At 48.4% G+C, this 18,364-nt stretch carries 16 protein-coding genes, 1 pseudogene and 1 riboswitch; of the genes and pseudogenes, 14 read left to right on the top strand and 3 right to left on the bottom strand.

What is annotated here, in order from left to right; genetic code table 11:
• Positions 1-209 precede the first annotated feature (209 nt).
• The 3 genes from GLV97_RS02350 (at position 210) to GLV97_RS02340 (ending at position 3,153) form a co-directional block, all read left to right on the top strand.
• The gene (locus GLV97_RS02350) at positions 210-764 is read left to right on the top strand and encodes a TRAP transporter small permease (protein ID WP_160836939.1); all 555 of its coding nucleotides are present in this window, start codon (positions 210-212) and stop codon (positions 762-764) included.
• A gap of 27 nt (positions 765-791) precedes the next feature.
• Entirely contained in the window at positions 792-2,057 is a 1,266-nt protein-coding gene (locus GLV97_RS02345) for a TRAP transporter large permease (RefSeq protein WP_160836937.1), read from the top strand.
• A gap of 85 nt (positions 2,058-2,142) precedes the next feature.
• Positions 2,143-3,153, top strand: a complete 1,011-nt coding sequence (locus tag GLV97_RS02340; RefSeq protein WP_224869183.1) for a DctP family TRAP transporter solute-binding subunit — start codon at positions 2,143-2,145, stop codon at positions 3,151-3,153.
• A 32-nt stretch (positions 3,154-3,185) separates the two neighbouring features.
• Here GLV97_RS02340 and GLV97_RS02335 read toward each other — a convergent pair whose 3' ends face one another.
• Together GLV97_RS02335 and GLV97_RS02330 are read right to left on the bottom strand one after the other, a co-directional pair.
• Positions 3,186-4,370, bottom strand: coding sequence for an MFS transporter (locus tag GLV97_RS02335; protein ID WP_160836935.1), 1,185 nt, complete (start codon positions 4,368-4,370; stop codon positions 3,186-3,188).
• Positions 4,371-4,455: 85 nt separating this feature from the next.
• Complete coding sequence (locus tag GLV97_RS02330) at positions 4,456-5,529, bottom strand: AI-2E family transporter (RefSeq protein WP_160836933.1); 1,074 nt, start codon at positions 5,527-5,529, stop codon at positions 4,456-4,458.
• 171 nt (positions 5,530-5,700) lie between these two features.
• Between GLV97_RS02330 and pepT the strand changes: the two genes are divergently transcribed.
• The 5 genes and pseudogenes from pepT to GLV97_RS19910 all read left to right on the top strand — a co-directional run bounded on the left by pepT (position 5,701) and on the right by GLV97_RS19910 (position 9,371).
• Entirely contained in the window at positions 5,701-6,927 is a 1,227-nt protein-coding gene (gene pepT, locus GLV97_RS02325; protein ID WP_160888891.1) for a peptidase T, read from the top strand.
• A gap of 332 nt (positions 6,928-7,259) precedes the next feature.
• Positions 7,260-8,030, top strand: coding sequence for a TerC family protein (locus GLV97_RS02320; protein WP_160836929.1), 771 nt, complete (start codon positions 7,260-7,262; stop codon positions 8,028-8,030).
• A 220-nt stretch (positions 8,031-8,250) separates the two neighbouring features.
• Positions 8,251-8,448: an SE1561 family protein gene (locus GLV97_RS02315; protein WP_160836927.1), complete on the top strand. Its 198-nt coding sequence runs from the start codon at positions 8,251-8,253 to the stop codon at positions 8,446-8,448.
• Positions 8,448-8,825 (top strand): annotated as a pseudogene (locus GLV97_RS19915) (GNAT family N-acetyltransferase); the annotation flags it as partial. The gene GLV97_RS02315 and the pseudogene GLV97_RS19915, both read left to right, overlap by 1 nt.
• Positions 8,826-8,921: 96 nt before the next feature.
• On the top strand, positions 8,922-9,371 hold the full coding sequence (locus tag GLV97_RS19910; RefSeq protein WP_337194074.1) for an OsmC family protein: 450 nt from the start codon (positions 8,922-8,924) through the stop codon (positions 9,369-9,371).
• A 99-nt stretch (positions 9,372-9,470) separates the two neighbouring features.
• On the opposite strand, the gene GLV97_RS02305 is transcribed toward GLV97_RS19910, so the two are convergent.
• On the bottom strand, positions 9,471-11,138 hold the full coding sequence (locus tag GLV97_RS02305) for a glycoside hydrolase family 13 protein (protein WP_160836923.1): 1,668 nt from the start codon (positions 11,136-11,138) through the stop codon (positions 9,471-9,473).
• Between the two features lie 332 nt (positions 11,139-11,470).
• Positions 11,471-11,620: riboswitch (FMN riboswitch) on the top strand.
• A gap of 131 nt (positions 11,621-11,751) precedes the next feature.
• On the opposite strand from GLV97_RS02305, the gene ribD reads away from it, so the two are divergent.
• The 6 genes from ribD (at position 11,752) to GLV97_RS02275 (ending at position 18,244) form a co-directional block, all read left to right on the top strand.
• The gene (gene ribD, locus GLV97_RS02300; protein WP_160889061.1) at positions 11,752-12,846 is read left to right on the top strand and encodes a bifunctional diaminohydroxyphosphoribosylaminopyrimidine deaminase/5-amino-6-(5-phosphoribosylamino)uracil reductase RibD; all 1,095 of its coding nucleotides are present in this window, start codon (positions 11,752-11,754) and stop codon (positions 12,844-12,846) included.
• Positions 12,846-13,496 carry a riboflavin synthase gene (gene ribE, locus GLV97_RS02295; RefSeq protein WP_160836920.1) on the top strand — a complete coding sequence of 217 codons (651 nt, stop codon included), beginning with the start codon at positions 12,846-12,848 and terminating at the stop codon, positions 13,494-13,496. The genes ribD and ribE (GLV97_RS02295) overlap by 1 nt, the downstream gene beginning before the upstream one ends.
• Positions 13,497-13,510: 14 nt before the next feature.
• Positions 13,511-14,704: a bifunctional 3,4-dihydroxy-2-butanone-4-phosphate synthase/GTP cyclohydrolase II gene (locus GLV97_RS02290; protein ID WP_160836918.1), complete on the top strand. Its 1,194-nt coding sequence runs from the start codon at positions 13,511-13,513 to the stop codon at positions 14,702-14,704.
• A 14-nt stretch (positions 14,705-14,718) separates the two neighbouring features.
• Positions 14,719-15,186 (top strand): 6,7-dimethyl-8-ribityllumazine synthase, encoded by a 468-nt coding sequence (gene ribE, locus GLV97_RS02285; protein ID WP_160836916.1) that lies wholly within the window; start codon positions 14,719-14,721, stop codon positions 15,184-15,186.
• A gap of 359 nt (positions 15,187-15,545) precedes the next feature.
• Positions 15,546-16,970: a cryptochrome/photolyase family protein gene (locus tag GLV97_RS02280; RefSeq protein ID WP_160888889.1), complete on the top strand. Its 1,425-nt coding sequence runs from the start codon at positions 15,546-15,548 to the stop codon at positions 16,968-16,970.
• 14 nt (positions 16,971-16,984) lie between these two features.
• Entirely contained in the window at positions 16,985-18,244 is a 1,260-nt protein-coding gene (locus tag GLV97_RS02275) for an aminopeptidase (RefSeq protein ID WP_160888888.1), read from the top strand.
• The last annotated feature ends 120 nt before the right edge of the window (positions 18,245-18,364 follow it).

Genomic DNA, 18,364 nt, shown 5'->3' with positions numbered 1-18,364 from the left:
GCGGTAAAATGGAGGATTCTTTATCTAGAACGAGCTATCCGCATCATAAAGGACTCTAACCCATCCATTTCCATCTAACCGCTGCATTTGGACAATTAGTACAAAATATTCTGTTCATACTAATTTGAGTGAATTTTAAGGTTCCGGTATGATATTTAGTAATTGGCCTGAAAACTACTACATTCGATCTATTTAGGAGGATTACATATTTGAAGGTTTTTAAGGCAGTAGACAAAATCATATTAAAAATCGAAGAGTTTATATTAAGCTACGCGGTTATTATCATTGCTTTAATGGTCGTGGGTAAGGCGTTGAGCCGGGCGCTGTTCAGCTACTCGCCTCCATTTGCTGATGAAGTCAGTCAGATTGCCATAGTTGTAGCAACTTTTATGGGGATCAGTTATGCCGCGCGTAAAGGAAGACACATCAGCATGTCCGCCTTTTATGATCTTGCTCCCTTTAAGGTAAGGAAATTCCTTTCTATTCTCATTCCCTTTGGCACAGCAGCCGTCCTGTTTGTCCTTGCCTACTATTCTGCCTTATATGTGCAGGATGTGTACGAGTCCGGCAGAGTGACTTCAGCACTGGAAATGCCGGCTTATTACCTCTACATTTTCATTCCAATCGGGTTTGTGCTTGGAGGCATCCAGTTCCTCAGAAACATGTGGATCAACATTACGAACCGGGATGAAGTGTACTTGGGAACCGATGTCAAGGACTACAACGACGAAGAGACAAATGATCTGGAAGGAACGCATTTATAAAAATCGGATACAAGAAAGGATAACGATATGATCGCGACTATGCTCATTATCATGGTGGTGCTTTTATTCTTAAACTTTCCCATGATGATTCCGCTGATGGCAGCCCCATTAGTCATCATGTTTATTTATTTTCCAACATTGGACCCCATGATCCTCATGCAGCAATTTTCTACAGGAATCGAACCATACGTATTACTAGCTGTACCTTTATTCATTTTCGCTGCCGATATTATGACCACAGGGAAGACATCAAACCGCCTGTTGGATTTCATTGGATCGTTCATCGGTCATATCCGCGGCGGCTACGCCGTAACGACAGCCGCCGCCTGTACGCTTTTTGGGGCGATATCAGGGTCAACCCAGGCTACAGTAGTCGCCATCGGTAAGCCGATGAGAGAGCGGCTGCTGAAAATCGGTTATAAAGATCCATCAGCCATCGCTCTCATCATCAATTCCAGTGACGTCGCACTTCTTGTGCCGCCAAGCATCGGAATGATCATATACGGCCTCGTTTCCGGGACCTCTGTCGGTGACTTGTTCATCGCTGGTATCATTCCCGGGATCATCGTATTCATCAGCTTTGCGGTCTACAGCATCATTTACGCAAAAATGGCCGATATTCCTTTGGCAGGAAAGGCGAGCTGGAGCGAACGGTGGACGATGACAAGAAAAGCGATTCTGCCGCTCGGGTTTCCAATTGTCGTCATCGGCGGTATTTATACAGGACTCTTCAGTCCTACGGAAGCAGCGGGGGTGTCGGTGCTGTATGCCTTTATTCTTGAGGTGTTCATTTATCGTTCCGTACATATTAAGGAGCTTCCGAAAATCGCCAGGTCCACCGGCCTTGTCACGTCAGCCGTTTTTGTCCTTGTCGCCGGCGGACAGGCTTTCACATGGGTCATTTCCTTTGCACGGATTCCGCAGATGATTACGGAAACCGTTCTTGGAACCGATCCTGGCGCTATTTACGTACTCTTGATGGTTACGATCTTCTTCTTTATCGGTTGTATGTTCGTAGATCCGATCGTCGTCATTCTCATCCTGACACCGATCTTCTACCCGGCTGCGATGAGTGCCGGTATAGATCCGGTCCACCTTGGAGTCGTCATCACATTCCAGGCCGCTCTGGGATCAGCTACGCCGCCGTTTGGAGTAGACATCTTCACAGCCAGTGCAGTCTTCAATAAACCATATTTGGAGGTCATCAAGGGCACACCACCGTATATTCTCATTTTGTTTGCCATCTCAGGCTTACTCATATTTTTTGACGAACTTTCACTGTTCCTTCTTTAGGAAGAGGAGAGTTTAAATACAAAGGGAGGTCATTATCATTCGAAAAAAGAATGGATTAGCAGTTCTTATTCTGGGATTGATCAGCTTGGTGCTGGCTGCCTGTGGAGGCAGTGACGAAAGCAGTGACAGCAGCGGGGACGACGGACAGACGTATAATTGGAAGTTCGTAACAGAAGAAGTGGAGGGGCAGGTCCAGTATGAATACGCCGAGGAGTTTGCCAAGCGTATGAATGAAAAGTCTGATGGAGCCGTAAATATCGACGTGTATGAATTCGGCGGACTAGGCAGTGAATCCGATCAGGTCGAGCAGCTGCAGAGTGGTACTGTGGAAATGGCCGTCATGTCTCCAGGTTTTACAGGAAACATGGTGAAAGAAGGGCAAGTCTTTGCGCTTCATTTCCTTTTTCCTGAAAGTGTAGAAACGACACAGAACATCCTGAACGACAGTGAAGCCTTGAATACAGATCTTCGCGAGCTTTACGAGGAACACAGCATTTCGCCGCTTTCCTTCTGGTCTGAGGGTGCGATGCAGTGGACATCAAGTAAAGAAATATCCGAACCTGCGGATTTTGAGAATTTCAAGATGCGTACACAGACTTCTCCATTAATCCTGAAATCTTATGAAGCGTATGGCGCCGATCCGACACCTATGAGCTGGTCTGAGCTTTACACAGCGCTTGACCGTGGCACGGTGGAAGGACAGGAGAACCCGATCTTCTTCATCGGAGATGCATCCTTCAACGAAGTACAGGACTACATGACGATGTCGAATCATAACAACTACGTGGCGATGACCACGGTCAACACTGACTGGTATGAAGGTCTGGACGAAGAAATGAAAACGATGGTGGATGAAACGGTAACGGAAATGCAGGACTGGGTATTCGAAGAACAGAAGAAGCAGAACGAAGAATATTTAGAAACGATCAAGAACGATACGGAAAACCCGACAGAAATTGTAGAGCTTTCCGACGAACAGCGTGAAGCCTTTAAAGAAAAGGCCGAACCTGTCCGCGACTTCTACCGCAATGAAGTATCCACGGTAGATGGTGAAGTTCTTGATAAGCTGATTGAAGAAATCAATGCAGCCGAATAACGAAAAGCCCCGCAGTGATGCGGGGCTTTTCATTATTGAGGAGACTGCCATGGCTCTGTTTGTTTTTTTAAGTCGATGATCGTCAGCACCATGACGACTAAAAAGAGAAAGCTGGACAGTTTAAACAAGGCAGCTGTGTTTACAAATTGATAAATAAACCCGAGGACGAGGGCGCTCGCTCCAATGCCGAGATCGATGGAGGAGTAGTACATCCCGTTGGCAATCCCGCTCCGTTCGATAGAGGTTTTGGAAATGACCCAGGCCTGCAGGGCGGGCATCATCGAACCGTAGCCGGCACCGAATAAAGCGCCTGCGATAATGAGATCCAGATTGGAATCCGCTGTTGCCAGCACCCACATGGCAATGAAAGATATGACGGAACAGACGATTATCAAGTTCCATGGTCCCCGCTTATCAAAGTACCGTCCTGTTATTGGGCGTGACACAGTAGCAAGGACAGCATTAAAGAAATAAAAAAGGAACGTGCCGTCCAGCCCTTGTTCGTTCCCAAAAATGACAATGTAGGTGACAACCGCTCCGTACCCAAACGTGTTGAGAATCGTAACGAGAGCCGGATACCAGCTCCGCTTTTCGATTAAGGCGTCCTTAAAGGAGAAACGAGGCGGATTTTTTTGATTTTCATATACCTGATCCGGAGTCGTAAAGCTGGTGACTGAAAATAAAAGGAGTGCAATGATTCCAAGGGCCGCGGAAATCCATACGAGCAGAGAAAAGGAATAGTTCTGGTACAGATAGATACCGAGACTTGGAGCCATGATCATTCCGACCGTCACGGATAATCCGAAATAGCCCATCCCTTCACCAACGCGGCGCCTCGGAACAAGATCTACGGCAGCCGTCCCATTAACGGTCGTCGACCATCCCCAGGCCAGACCGTGAATGAAGCGGATGACCAGCAGAAAGAAGACGACCTGCGTCACAGGATACATCATAGTCAGGATGAGCAGAGCGGTGGAACCGATAAGAATCAACAATTTCCGCGCCCGGGTCATCAGCAGGTGGCCGATGAACGGACGGATCACGATAGCCGCAAAGGCAAATGTTGTTGTAATCAGTCCCACTTCCAGCGTACTGCCGCCAATGGATTCGATGTAAGGAGGCAGGTTGGGAAGCAGCATTTGAAAGCTCATAAATGTAAATAAGTTGGCAAGGATGAGAAAGATAAAAGGCCAGGTCCACAATTTTGGCTTGTGCATAAGAAATCCCTCGATTCAATAATGTAAAGTGAAAAAAGGGGACCCCCTATTGAGTAAACAATAGCGGGTCCATTCGTTTATATGATCACCTGTGATCAGCTGTTCTCCGTTCCAGCCATTCCTGATAGAAATGACGAACGATTGTTTTGATAACCGCATAGGTCGGAATAGCAAACAACAGCCCCAGGAAGCCGGCAAGACTTCCGGCTGCGAGAATTAACGTGATGATGGTCAGGGGGTGGATGCTTAATGCTTTTCCCATGACGTTCGGCGAAACAAAATTCCCCTCGAGCTGTTGAGCGATAATGGTAATGACGGCCACCCACACAGCCAGGATCGGATCTTCAAACAGTCCGACGAGGATGGCGGGGACCACAGCAAGAAACGGGCCGACAAATGGGATGACGTTCATTACCATAGCAAACAGGGACAGCGTCAGGGCATAAGGGAGATCGATAATTAAGTATCCGACCAGCAGCAGCAGCCCGACTACGATACTGACCGTCAACTGTCCCAGAATGAAGGAATGCAGCGTATGGTCGATATCGTGCGCCAGTTTAGCAAAGCTTTTCCCGGCTTTTCTGCCTAAGAACTGCCTGATGAAAGGGATCAGCTTGTCACCATCCTTCAGCATGAAGAAAAGGAAAAATGGAATCAGCACAAGGGCGAACACAAAGCTGATCAACTGGCTGACAACGTTGATCACCACTGTGGAGGCATCCTGGAGGTATGATTCCAGATTGTTGGCCACATTGTCGATGGTCGCATTAAACTGACTTGGAATAATGTCCTGGTTCTGCTGCCAGTACGTCACACCTTCTCCGATCATTTCAGCCATATCCGGAATATTGTCCACAAGCCGCGTGAACTGTTCCTGGGCGACTGGTGCAATGAACTGGGTGATGATGTACCCGAGGACAATGAACAGGAGGAAAATAATGACGATACCGAGAATCCTCGGCACCTTGTAATGTTCCAGCAGTTTTAATAATGGACGGGATAAATAAAACAGAATGCCGCCGCCGATCAAAGGGAGGGCGATGGCCCCGATGTAGGTCATGACCGGATCAAAGAAAAATTGAATTTGATGAAGCAGTAAAATCAACAGAGCCAGCAGTATGGCAGTAACGATGGCTTGAAACCATTTTTTTTGGACCACAGATTAGACACACCTTTTTATGTAGAATAAAGAAAAGCCGGGTGCTCCAGCTTTCAGACGTTCGTATAGATTCGATATAATAAGGATACCAAATTTCGGTGGGGAAGCAACAGATTTACTTTTCCTGTATAAACGTTTAAACCGAAAGAAACATGGGAGGAGAATGACTTGATGAAAAAAGAACTGTTGGAACGCTTTGTTTCCTATGCAAAAATGAATACCCAATCGGATGAAACAACCGGCCGCACCCCTTCTACAGACGGGCAGTGGGAGCTTGCTCATAAACTTGTTGGAGAGCTTGAAGACATTGGAATGAGCGAGGTACGAGTGGATGAGCATGCCTATGTGACGGCCACCCTTCCGGCCAACACAGACAAAGAAGTGCCGGTGATCGGCTTCCTGGCCCACCTGGATACAGCTACAGACTTTACCGGCGAACATGTAAACCCTCAGGTGGTTGAAAATTATGACGGGGGTGTGCTGCATCTGAATGAGGGGGTGGAGCTTCGCCCGGAGGAATTCCCTGAGCTTCCCGCCTATAAAGGGCAGACGTTGATCACGACGGATGGAACGACTCTGCTTGGAGCTGATAATAAAGCGGGGATTGCAGAAATAATGACCGCTTTGAATCATCTTATTCAGCATCCTGACATCAAGCACGGAAAAATCCGTGTGGCGTTCACACCGGATGAGGAAATCGGCCGAGGGCCTCATAAATTTGCCGTGGATCGTTTTGCCGCATCCTATGCCTATACGGTGGATGGCGGACCCCTCGGCGAACTTCAGTATGAGAGCTTTAATGCAGCGGGCGCGAAATTGACCTTTAATGGGAACAGTGTGCATCCGGGAACCGCTAAAAATAAACTGGTCAACGCAGTAAAGCTTGCTTTGGAATTCCAAAACCAGCTTCCCGCCGAAGAAGCGCCTGAACATACAGAAGGATATGAAGGATTTTTCCACCTGCTTGCTTTTCAAGGGAATGTGGATCGGGCGGAACTCTCCTATATCGTGAGAGATCATGACAGGGAAAAGTTCAAGGAGAAAAAACAGCGGATGTATGATCTGGCGGCTCAGATGAACGCAAGTCTCGGTGAAGACCGGGTGACTGTGGAGATGGAGGATCAGTACTACAACATGGGGGACAAAATTAAGCCGGTCCACCATATCGTGGAGATCGCCAAGGAAGCGATGCAGAACAAAGGAGTCGAACCTGTCATTCAGCCGATCCGTGGAGGAACGGATGGTTCCCAGCTTTCCTATATGGGACTTCCCACTCCGAACATCTTTACAGGGGGAGAAAACTTCCACGGAAAATATGAGTACATTTCTCTGGAGAGTATGGAAAAAGCAGTTGAAGTCATCGTCGAAACAGCCCGGTTATTTGAAGAAAAAGCCTGATGGACGCCGTGTACCCCGAATGGGTCAAACGATTGATGAACAGCGTATAAGGATTCCGCCTCGTCCCCATACTAAAGTGATTCCATAATGTGGGCAGGAATGATTGACAAAAAAAGGCTTCATGCTATGATTAAGGAAGAAGTAGCATTCCTAAAGGGGAGTAGCTGGTACAGTAAAGTCGTCATTTCGGGAGCAGTCCCCGGCTTTATTGGCAACGAACGTTGTTAGCGAGACCTTTACCCACAGTGGTAAAGGTCTATGTAATGGCCCGGACCACTATGGTCGGGGCCATTTTTTTGATGGCAGCTTGTATAAATGAGGAGAGTGGAACTGTGGATGTTCAATTGTTGATTGAGTATGGCTGGGTTTTAATTGTACTTGTGGGTCTGGAAGGCATTCTAGCGGCAGACAACGCTCTTGTTCTGGCCATTATGGTGAAGCACCTGCCGAAAGAACAGCGTAAAAAAGCGCTCTTTTACGGGTTGATGGGTGCGTTTGTTTTAAGATTTGGTTCTTTATTCATTATATCTTTCCTAGTCGATGTGTGGCAGGTGCAGGCCCTTGGTGCCGCCTACCTCTTATTCATCTCGATCAAACACCTCATTGATAAATGGAGGTCAAGCGGAGAGGAAGAAGAGGAAGAGGAGGACACCGGTTCAGGTCGTGGGAAAGGCTTCTGGATGACCGTATTGAAGGTCGAGCTCGCAGACCTTGCTTTTGCTGTGGATTCCATTCTGGCTGCTGTTGCCCTTGCCGTCGCTCTTCCAGAAACTGACCTCCCTGAGGTGGGAAGTCTGGATGGCGCCCAATTCGGGGTGATTCTGGCGGGTGGAATGATCGGGATTATCATCATGCGTTTTGCGGCCAACGTGTTCGTCAATCTGCTTAAATCCCGCCCGGGTCTGGAAATCGCAGCCTTCGTCATTGTGGGATGGGTCGGTGTGAAGCTCGTCGTATCGACGCTTGCCCACCCCAACATCCAAATTCTTGATGAGCACTTTGCCCATTCAGCTTTATGGAAAATCATTTTCTATTCTGTCCTCGTTTTAATTGCTGTTCTGGGATGGTTCCTTTCCGGGAAAAAAGAAGATCCGCACGCCTGACGTCAATGTGGAAAAAAGAAGAGTTTTGTAAAAGTGAAGACCCGTACAGTGATCAGACATTGAAATCACCGGTACGGGTTTTCACGTTACTTTTAATGGACAGATTTTCGGCTGATTTCCCGGAGAATAAAAAACTTGTGTCCGTTTCTTCCGGAGCCGGTGCGGTTCGGTTTATGGAAGATGAAAAGAGCGGTAGAATGGAGAAAAGGGGGGATGTATAGTGGGGAAAGCTGTAGACAATACGTCCGATCAGTTCCGCTACGTTAAAAACCGGATCGATATGCTGCATCAGGTTGTTTCCAGCATGGATCCAGACGATCTTGATCCGGAAGATTTTCAGCGTGTCCATCATATGGTGGAGCAGCTCCATATGAAAATGGACCGGTTCAAAAAAGACCAGGACGCCCAGCAATCATAATGGTGGTCACATTCTGCCGGATGACCCAGCAGGAAGCCGAGGAAATAGCGGCATGGCACTATCCACCCCCGTATGATTTTTATGATATGACCGCCGATGAAGAAGACTATGAAGCGTTTATCGATCCTCACAGGAGAAGTGCGCACACGTACAGCGCCTACAAAGCCGGCATGTTGATCGGTTTCTTCACGATTCATCCGACTTCTGAAGAAACCGTGGATGTAGGGCTTGGGCTCCGTCCCGATTTAACAGGGCAGGGGAGGGGTGCTTCCTTTGTGGCCGCTGGTTTGGATTTCGCAGAGCGCCGCTGTGGTGCCCGTGTTTTTACACTGAGTGTGGCTGCCTTCAATGAGAGGGCTGTCGAGGTGTACCGTCGTGCCGGTTTTAAGGAAACACACCGTTTTGATCAGAAAACGAATGGAGGCACGTATCCGTTCATTGCGATGAAAAAAGACGAAGGAGGTTGTTCTGCTGTGGCATTACACCATTTTCACTTAAAAGCAGACTGGCCGGGCGGCCGGAATGAAGTCGGCCGGATTGAGTCAGACAAATTAAAAACGGAAATTTCCATCCCGAAAGAAATGGATGGACCGGATGTAGGAACAAACCCGGATGAAATGCTGCTGGGGGCAGCGGCTACCTGTTACATCATTACGCTGGCCGCTATGATTGAAAGAGCGGACCTGCCGCTTCAGGAAATGGATATGACTTCTGAGGGCCAAGTCGATGTAACGGACGGAGTCTTCACCTACAAAAAAATCATCCACCGTCCCCGTGTCGTGCTGAAGCAGGAGGCAGGAGAAACGGATCTGAAGAAGCTGCACCGCCTTGTGGAAAAGGCAGAGAAGACCTGCATGATTTCAAGAGCGATCGAAGGAAACGTAGCATTGGAACTGGTTGCGGATGTAACCGTCGCTTCCTAACTGAAAAAACGGTCGGTATGAGCTGTCATACCGACCGTTTTTTATGGTTACCTGATCATTATCAGCGTTTGTTTTGAGCACAGTTGAGCAGGTAATCCTTTATAGTCCTTTCTCCATGAGATAAACACGGGCCTCGTAAGGCTTCAAGGGAAAGCTTGATACGTTATTGTGGAAGGTTACAATGGTATTGGATAAAACCATCTGACTGGAACTGAGCGGATCCTCTGTCTCAAAGAAAGCTGTTTGATCAGTCAAATTGGCAATCACGACCGCCTGTTGATCGTTCAATGTCCTTGTGTAGGCATAAACCTGCTCATCCTCAGGAAGCAGAAGATCATAAGTACCGTACGTGAACACTTCCTGCTCTTTTTTCAAGGCAATCATTTTTTTGTAGTAGTTCAAAATGGAATGAGCGTCCTGTTCCTGATCAGCCACATTGATGGATGTATAGTTCGGATTGATTTTCATCCACGGTTTTCCTGTTGTGAAGCCTGCCTGTGCTTCACGGCTCCACTGCATCGGTGTGCGGCTGTTGTCCCGGGACGTGTTCCAGAGGATTTCCATGATGTCGTCATGAGCCATGCCTTTTGCTTTTTTCGTCTGGTATAAGTTTTTCGCAGCCACATCATCGTAATCCTCGATGGAAGGGAAGGGCATATTCGTCATGCCGATTTCCTGCCCTTGATAAATGTAAGGCGTCCCCTGCATAAAGAAGTACATCGTCGCAATAGATGTCGCACTTTCGCGCCAGTAGACCTGATCATCCCCCCACGTGGAGACCACACGGGCTTTGTCATGGTTTTCTACAAACAATGCGTTCCAGCCGTCTCCTTCAAGGGCTTTCTGCCACCGGGTCAGCACTTTTTTCAAGCCTTTGACATCCAGCTGCTGTTCGGCATCCTGGTCCCAGAGGTCGAGGTGCTCGAATTGAAAAATCATATCCATTTTGCCGTTGTCGCCCACCCATTGGTCCGCCTCATCGGCACTCACCCCGTTCGCTTCTCCCACGGTCATCACATCATAGTTGGCGTAGGTCCGGTCCTTGAATTCCTGAAGGTGGGTGTGGATGCCTTTTTGATTCATATGCATATCAAAAGAGGACACGTACTTTTCCTTTTTCGGGTTCGGCATATCGGGAAAGCCCGGCCGCTTCTTGATATGGCTGATGGCATCAATACGGAACCCGTCGATCCCTTTGTCCAGCCACCAATTGACCGTATTGTATAAAGCTTCCCGGACGTCTTCGTTCTCCCAGTTCAAATCCGGCTGCTTTCTGGAAAACACATGAAGGTAATATTGACCTGTTTTCTTATCATATTCCCAGGCAGACCCTTCGAAAATACTTTCCCAGTTGTTCGGTTCACGACCGCCTCTGCCATCGCGCCAGATATACCAGTCCCGCTTAGGATTGTCCTTGGACTTACGGGATTCTATGAACCACGGATGCTCATCACTCGTATGGTTGAGGACGAGATCGATGATCAGCTTCATCCCACGCTTATGGACTTCCTGGAGCAGCTCATCGAAATCCTCCATCGTTCCGAATTCATCAAGGATATCCTGATAATCAGAAATGTCATAGCCGTTATCGTCCTTCGGGGATTTATACATCGGACAAATCCAGATGAAATCAATGCCCATATCTTTCAAATAGTCCAGGCGGCTGATCATTCCCTGCAGATCGCCGATTCCATCCCCGTTTGAATCCTGGAAGCTCCTGGGGTACACTTGGTATCCTACTGCTTCCTTCCACCATACCCGTTCCATATACAGCCCCTCTTTCATTATGAAAATCATTCATTTATGCAAACGTTTTCTTGGTGTAAATGAGTGAATAGACAGCTTGTTGATTAAAAAATTCAGATCTGAAAGTCTGGAAGTATATCCTGTTATGCAAACGTTTTCCTTATAATTTCTATACTATCTGATTTTCTTCTTCTTTACAATAGGAGGTCCATGAAAATAGCAGTTTCCGTATGGCCGGTTGTGTGGGTATCCATTGGTTTGGTGAGCACACTGGATGAATAGGCCTTCTTTGAACCTTTAGGATTGCGGCGTCCGTCGATTTGATATATATTTAAAGTAATTCAACTGAATACGGATACCTTCGGGGTCGGGTGAAAGTCCCAGCCGGCGGTTATGAGCATAAGCTCTCAGCCCGCGACGGAGAATCAGTGTTATGCACGGTTCTCCCTGATTTGGTGGAATTCCAAAGCCGACAGTTAGAGTCTGGATGGGAGAAGGTAATGGAAACGTATAGGTACCGTTTACACAACACGTGTACCCTTTATTTGCTGTACGCAGAAAAATATACGTCAAAGACCCTGGGGAAGTATGTCTTCTTCAGGGTTATTTTTATGGAAAAGAGCAGGTGATGAAGATGGAGCGTGATGAGCAGTACATGGCTGTGGCTGTACAGATGGCCAGGGAAACGGTCGGTCAGACGAGTCCCAATCCTTCAGTAGCTGCCATTGTTGTTAAAGATAACCAAGTCGTCGGGATGGGGGTGCATGTGAAGGCAGGGGAACCTCATGCCGAAGTTCATGCCCTCCGTATGGCGGGGGAAAAAGCAGCAGGGGCGGAGATCTACGTCACCCTTGAACCGTGCAGTCACCACGGACGTACACCTCCCTGCGCCGAGGCTGTCGCAAAGGCAGGAATCCGGCGGGTGGTTACGGCTTCATCGGATCCGAACCCAAAAGTGTCCGGCCGGGGCATTGAAATGATGAAACGACAAGGGCTGGAGGTCCGGACGGGTGTGTTGAAAGACGAGGCGGATGAAGTCAACCGCGCGTTTTTTCACTACATCCAGACGGGTGAACCCTACGTCCGCTTGAAGTCAGCGATGAGCCTCGACGGGAAGATCGCGACCTCCAGTGGAGAGAGTCAATGGATTACGGGGGAAGAGGCGAGACAGGATGGACACCGCTACCGCCATCAGTCTGATGCCATCCTTGTGGGGATCAATACAGTCATGATGGATAATCCGACGCTGACGACACGAATTCCGGGAGGCGGTAAGCACCCGATCCGGATCGTACTCGATACACACCTTCGGATTCCGCCTGCCTCGATGCTGATACAAAATGATGAATCCCCGACGTGGATTTTCACGTCATCGGATATCTCTGATGAAAAGCGTCTGCTTCTGGAAGAGTATGCACATGTCCGCGTCCTTCCACTTGGACGTACCATTGATATTACGGATGTTCTTCGTTATTTAGGGGAGCATCAAGTGACCTCACTTCTTGTTGAAGGCGGGGCGACCATTGCCGACGCCTTTGTCAGATCAGGGAAGGTCAATGAGACGATTACGTATATAGCTCCCAAATTGATCGGTGGAAAAGAAGCACTGACCCCGGTTGCCGGCCGCGGCATCCAACAGTTGAAACAGGTGAAATCTTTTGAATTTGCTTCGACCGAAAAGCTTGGAGAAGATATTAAAATTGTTTCGATAAGAAAAGGGGAATGTTAATGTTTACAGGAATTGTGGAGGAAATAGGAACGCTCCAATCCGTTAAAAGTAAAACAGAAGCCTTGGAAATTAAAATTGCTGCATCCAAAATTCTGGAAGATATAAAGATGGGCGACAGCATTTCCATTAACGGTGTCTGTCTGACCGTCACAGATTATACGAAGGATACTGCATCCTTTGATGTGATGCCGGAAACGTACCGCGCCACCAACATCCATGAATTGAAACAGGGCAGCGCTGTGAATCTCGAACGCGCCATGGCGGCAGATGGGCGGTTCGGCGGCCACCTTGTATCCGGACATATCGATGGTACGGGAGAGATTGTTTCGAAAAGGCAGGAGTCCAATGCGGTTTATTACGCCATTCAGCTGCCGTCCGATTTAATCCCTTATTTTGTCTATAAAGGCTCGATAGCTGTTGATGGGACTTCCCTGACTGTATTCGGAGTAGAAGAAGATCGTGTCACCATTTCCTTGATCCCGCACACGATGGAACATACAGTGCTGGGCCGGAAAGAGCCGGGAGATAAAGTCAATATTGAATGTGACATGATTGGGAAATATGTCGCTCATTTTCTAAATGGGCAGAATCAAGAGCATCCGCGCACAGCCATCTCCAAGCAGATGCTGGCGGACAACGGATTTGCGTGAAGAGGGGGAAGAATATGTTTGATTCCATTGAAAAAGCGATTGATGTATTGAAGCAGGGAAAACTTGTCATCGTTTGTGATGATGAAGACAGGGAAAACGAGGGGGATCTGATCGGGATTGCAGAGTACGCTTCCACCGAGATGATCAACTTTATGATCAAGCATGGGCGTGGTCTTGTCTGTGCCCCGGTTACGGATGAAAAAGCTGAGGCGCTCGAGCTGATGCCGATGGTCCAGGATAATTCAGATCCCAACCAGACAGCATTTACGGTGAGCGTGGACCATAAAGAGACAACGACAGGGATTTCAGCCGACGAAAGAGCCCTGACGATCAGAGAAATGCTGAACCCGGAAAGTACCGCTGCTGATTTTCAGCGTCCGGGGCATATTTTTCCGCTGATTGCCAAGGAAGGCGGGGTGCTGCGCAGAGCCGGCCACACAGAAGCCGCTGTTGATCTGGCGCGTCTTGCGGGAGCCCAGCCGGCAGGCGTGATTTGTGAAATCATTAAAGATGATGGAACGATGGCACGTGTACCTGATTTGAAGGAAATGGCAGAGGCGTTTGATATTCCGATGATCACTATTGCGGATTTGATTGCCTACCGCCATGAAAAGGAAAATCATGTGTCGAGGGAAATCGAAGTAAATATGCCGACGGAATACGGAGAATTTCGAGCGGTAGGCTTCAACAACGATATTGATTTTAAAGATCATATCGCTCTTGTGAAAGGAGAGATCAACCCTGATGAACCTACTCTTGTCCGGGTGCATTCTGAATGTCTGACAGGGGATGTGTTCGGCTCCTACCGCTGTGACTGCGGCCCGCAGCTGCATAACGCCCTCCGGCAGATCTCCGAAAACGGCAGTGGTGTGCTGTTGTATATGAGACAGGAAGGACGCGGCATCGGTTTAATGAATAAGTTGAAAGCCTATAAGCTGCAGGAAGAAGGCTATGACACGGTGGAGGCGAACGAAAAACTCGGCTTCGGGCCTGATTTGAGAGACTACGGCGTTGGTGCCCAAATTCTGAAGGATCTGGGTGTAACCAAACTCCGCCTGCTGACGAATAATCCGAAAAAAATCTCCGGACTTGGAGGTTTTGGGCTTGAAGTTGTGGAGCGGGTGGCGATCCAGATGCCTTCCCGCAAGGAAAATGAGAGTTATTTGAAAACGAAGCAGTCCAAGATGGGACACTTATTTCACTACTAGAAAGGGAGAGACATATGGTTAAAACATTTGAAGGAAATCTTGTAGGAACAGGACTGAAAATTGGGATTGTAACAGGAAGGTTCAACGACTTTATTACAAGTAAGCTATATGAAGGAGCCGTAGATGCTCTCAAGCGCCACGGAGTCGATTTGAATGATGTAGAGGCTGCCTACGTGCCCGGAGCTTTTGAGATTCCGCTGGCGGCTCAGAAAATGGCGGAAACAGGGAAGTACGATGCTGTCATCACATTGGGCGCCGTGATCCGCGGATCCACGCCGCACTTCGACTATGTCTGCGGCGAAGCAGCCAAGGGAGTTTCCCAGGCTTCCCAGAAGAGTGGTATTCCAGTAATCTTTGGCGTCATTACCACAGACACGATCGAACAGGCGATCGAGCGCGCGGGTACAAAAGCTGGTAATAAAGGCTGGGAGGCAGCCACAGCAGCCATTGAAATGGCAACATTGATGAACGCGTTCAAATAATCCGGAGACGTAGGTGCGCGTGAACCTTCAAGCTTTTGAAAAAAGGGGATTTCTGTTTATCAGAAATCCCCTTTTTTTATATATCAAAGAATTGAGAGCGGCAGGGTGCAGAAAACGTTGGTGGAGGGCGGAGCTGCCGGAACCCTGACGTGTATGTTCAATGAGGATGCATGGTCGTTCGTCTTCGGGAGGGAGTGGTCCTTTGCTTCTGGAGGAGCTGGACAACACGGGAATTCTCGATAAGCGGAAAAGGCAGAGCGCTCGGTTTTACTGGGTTTCCTCGAATGCCAGGCCCTGCCTTTGGTTCTGGTTTAAGCGAAGTAGGAAAAAGGAAGGTTAAAGGGAAAGGGGGAACGGCGATGACAACAAGAGCCGTCTGGTTTAGAAAAGATTTGCGGTTGAATGATCATACAGCACTGGCTAAAGCTGTTGAACATACAAAGGAAGAAGACAGTCTCGTCTTGGTTTTTCACATCCACCCGGATTTGAACAAGTCCTTTACGATGAGGCATGATTATTATTTTCAAACGCTGCAGGACCTTGTTTCCCGTGCCGAAGATATGGAAGCGCCCGTTCATTTTATAGAAGGGGATATCGAAGAAGCCTTTCAGTCCTTCGTAGAGGATCTGTCCGTGGATATGGTTTATTTTAACCGGGATGAAACGGGCTTTGGTAAGAAGCGGGATGACCATATGGTGGAGTACCTGGACTCGATGGATGTAGACGTCTTTCATTACATGGATCATCACCTTCATGGAGCCGAAGAAATCAAGAAGCAGGATGGCGGCCATTATAAAGTGTTTTCTCCATACTTAAAGAAATGGAAGCAGCAGCAGAAACCCGGCATTCAGCGGGTGAACCACAAGAAACTGAAAAAAGCGGCCCTGGATGAGCGTTCTTCGTTCAAAAAGGGAGAAAACGCGTATCAGACGCTGGTGGAAAAAACGGAAGCCGATTTCCCCGGCGTCGGAGAAGAAGCGGCAGAGGAAAGGTTCCGTCTGTTTCTGGATGCGGCCATTTATGATTATGATGAGGAGCGTGATTTCCCGGCCGTCGATGGGACGAGTTTGATGTCCAGATATCTGCGTACCGGCGCAGTTTCCATTCGGACGCTGTATCATAGAATTCAGGACGAAGTGAACTTCAAAAAGGATACATCCGGAGTGGAAACGTACATTTCCGAGCTTGCCTGGCGGGATTTCTACAACATGATTTATTATTTCTACCCTGAATCGGACGACAAAGAGCTTGTCGAGAAATACCGGGGCATTCCATGGAATAATGATGAGGATCTTCTGGAAAAATGGAAGAAGGGGCAGACTGGTTTTCCGTTGATTGATGCAGCGATGAGACAATTGAATGAAACCGGGTGGATGCATAACCGGCTCCGCATGGCAGTTGCGTCTTTCCTGACAAAGGATTTATTGATGGACTGGCGGGAAGGGGAACGCTATTTTTCTGAGAGGCTGGTGGACTATGACCCTGCCTCGAATATCGGCGGCTGGCAGTGGGCAGCTTCTACAGGAACGGACCCCGTCCCTTATTTCCGCGTGTTTAATCCAGTGAGGCAGTCCGAGCGCTTTGATCCTCACGGCCGGTTTATCAAGGAATGGGTGCCGGAACTTGAAGATGTAAGTAAGAAGTACATCCATGAACCTTCAAAGATGACGGAGAACGAACAGGAAAAAGCAGGATGCCTGATCGGCGAAGATTATCCGGAGCCCGTGGTGGACCATAAAAAAATGCGGAAGCGGGCGATTGAAGTTTTTAAAGACAAAACATAAAAAGAGGGGTAACCATGACAATAAAGCGAAATGATTTAGAGAAGTATGCAGATCTGGCTTTAAAAAACGGTGTAAACCTGCAGCGCAGGCAGGGTCTGATTATCAACGCGCCTATTGAAGCTGCCGATTTCGTCCGGATCGTAACCGCAAAGGCCTACGGGATGGGGGCGAAAAACGTTCATGTCGAATGGAACGACGAAATGCTCAGCTATATGAAAATGAAGCATGCCCCGATGGACGTCCTCAAGGATTTTCCTAAATGGAAAGCGGAAGGTCTTGAAGAAATGGTGGCGGACGGGTATGGGCTGTTAACCATTTACGGCCCGGACCCGGATTTATTGAAGAATGTAGATCAGGAACGGGTGGCGGCGGCCACGAAAGCGAGTGGCGAGGCTCTTTCCGGATACAGGGATTATTTGATGAATGATAAGACGACCTGGACCATTGTTGCCTATCCGCAGAAAGCCTGGGCGCAGAAGGTATTTCCGGATGCTTCTCCGGAAGAAGCGCAGGAAAAGTTGTGGCAGGAGATTTTCAGAATTACACGGGTGGACATGGAAGATCCCGTTCAGGCATGGGAGGAGCACAATGCAGCGCTTCGCCGGGCAAGGGAATATCTGAATCAGAAGCAGTATAAAAAACTCCATTATTCCGGACCGGGAACGAAGCTGACGATTGAACTTGTTTCCGATCACATCTGGCACGGAGGAGCGGCTGAATCAGAGAAAGGACGGCCGTTCAACCCCAATATCCCAACCGAGGAAGTCTTTACTATGCCTCACAAGTACGGAGTGGACGGGAAAGTGTCCAGCACGAAGCCGTTGAGTTATGCCGGGAATCTGATCGAGAACTTCACCTTAACCTTCAAGGATGGAAAAGTGGTGGACTATGCGGCGGAGTCCGGAGAGGAGACGCTAAAGCATCTGATTGAATCGGATAACGGCTCTGCCCGGCTTGGAGAAGTCGCCCTCGTACCGCACGCATCCCCTGTTTCGCAGTCCGGCCATATTTTCTTCAATACCTTATATGATGAAAATGCGTCCTGCCATTTAGCTTTAGGAAAAGCGTATCCGACGAATATTAAAGGTGGATCGTCCTTCAACAAGGAGCAGATGGAGTCACACGGAGTGAATGACAGTCTCGTCCATGAAGACTTCATGATGGGATCGGGCGAATTGAATATTGATGGTGAAACGAAGGAAGGCCTCTACGAACCCATCTTCCGAAACGGCATGTGGGCCGTGGATTTTGAGGAGACCGAAGAGACACCCTGATCCAGAGTGTCTTTTTGGCTGTAGAAACAGCCTGTGTTAACTAGTTCGAGCTGTCCATTTTTCGTGTGAAGGGTCACTTTCCGCTTATCGGTGGATGAATGCCGCGGGCACCACCACCGA

It is taken from the genome of Halobacillus litoralis (assembly GCF_009856355.1).
Lineage (GTDB): Bacteria > Bacillota > Bacilli > Bacillales > Halobacillaceae > Halobacillus > Halobacillus litoralis_B.
Note: the sequence above shows the minus strand (reverse complement) of the source record. Positions and strands in the feature narration are given on the sequence as shown.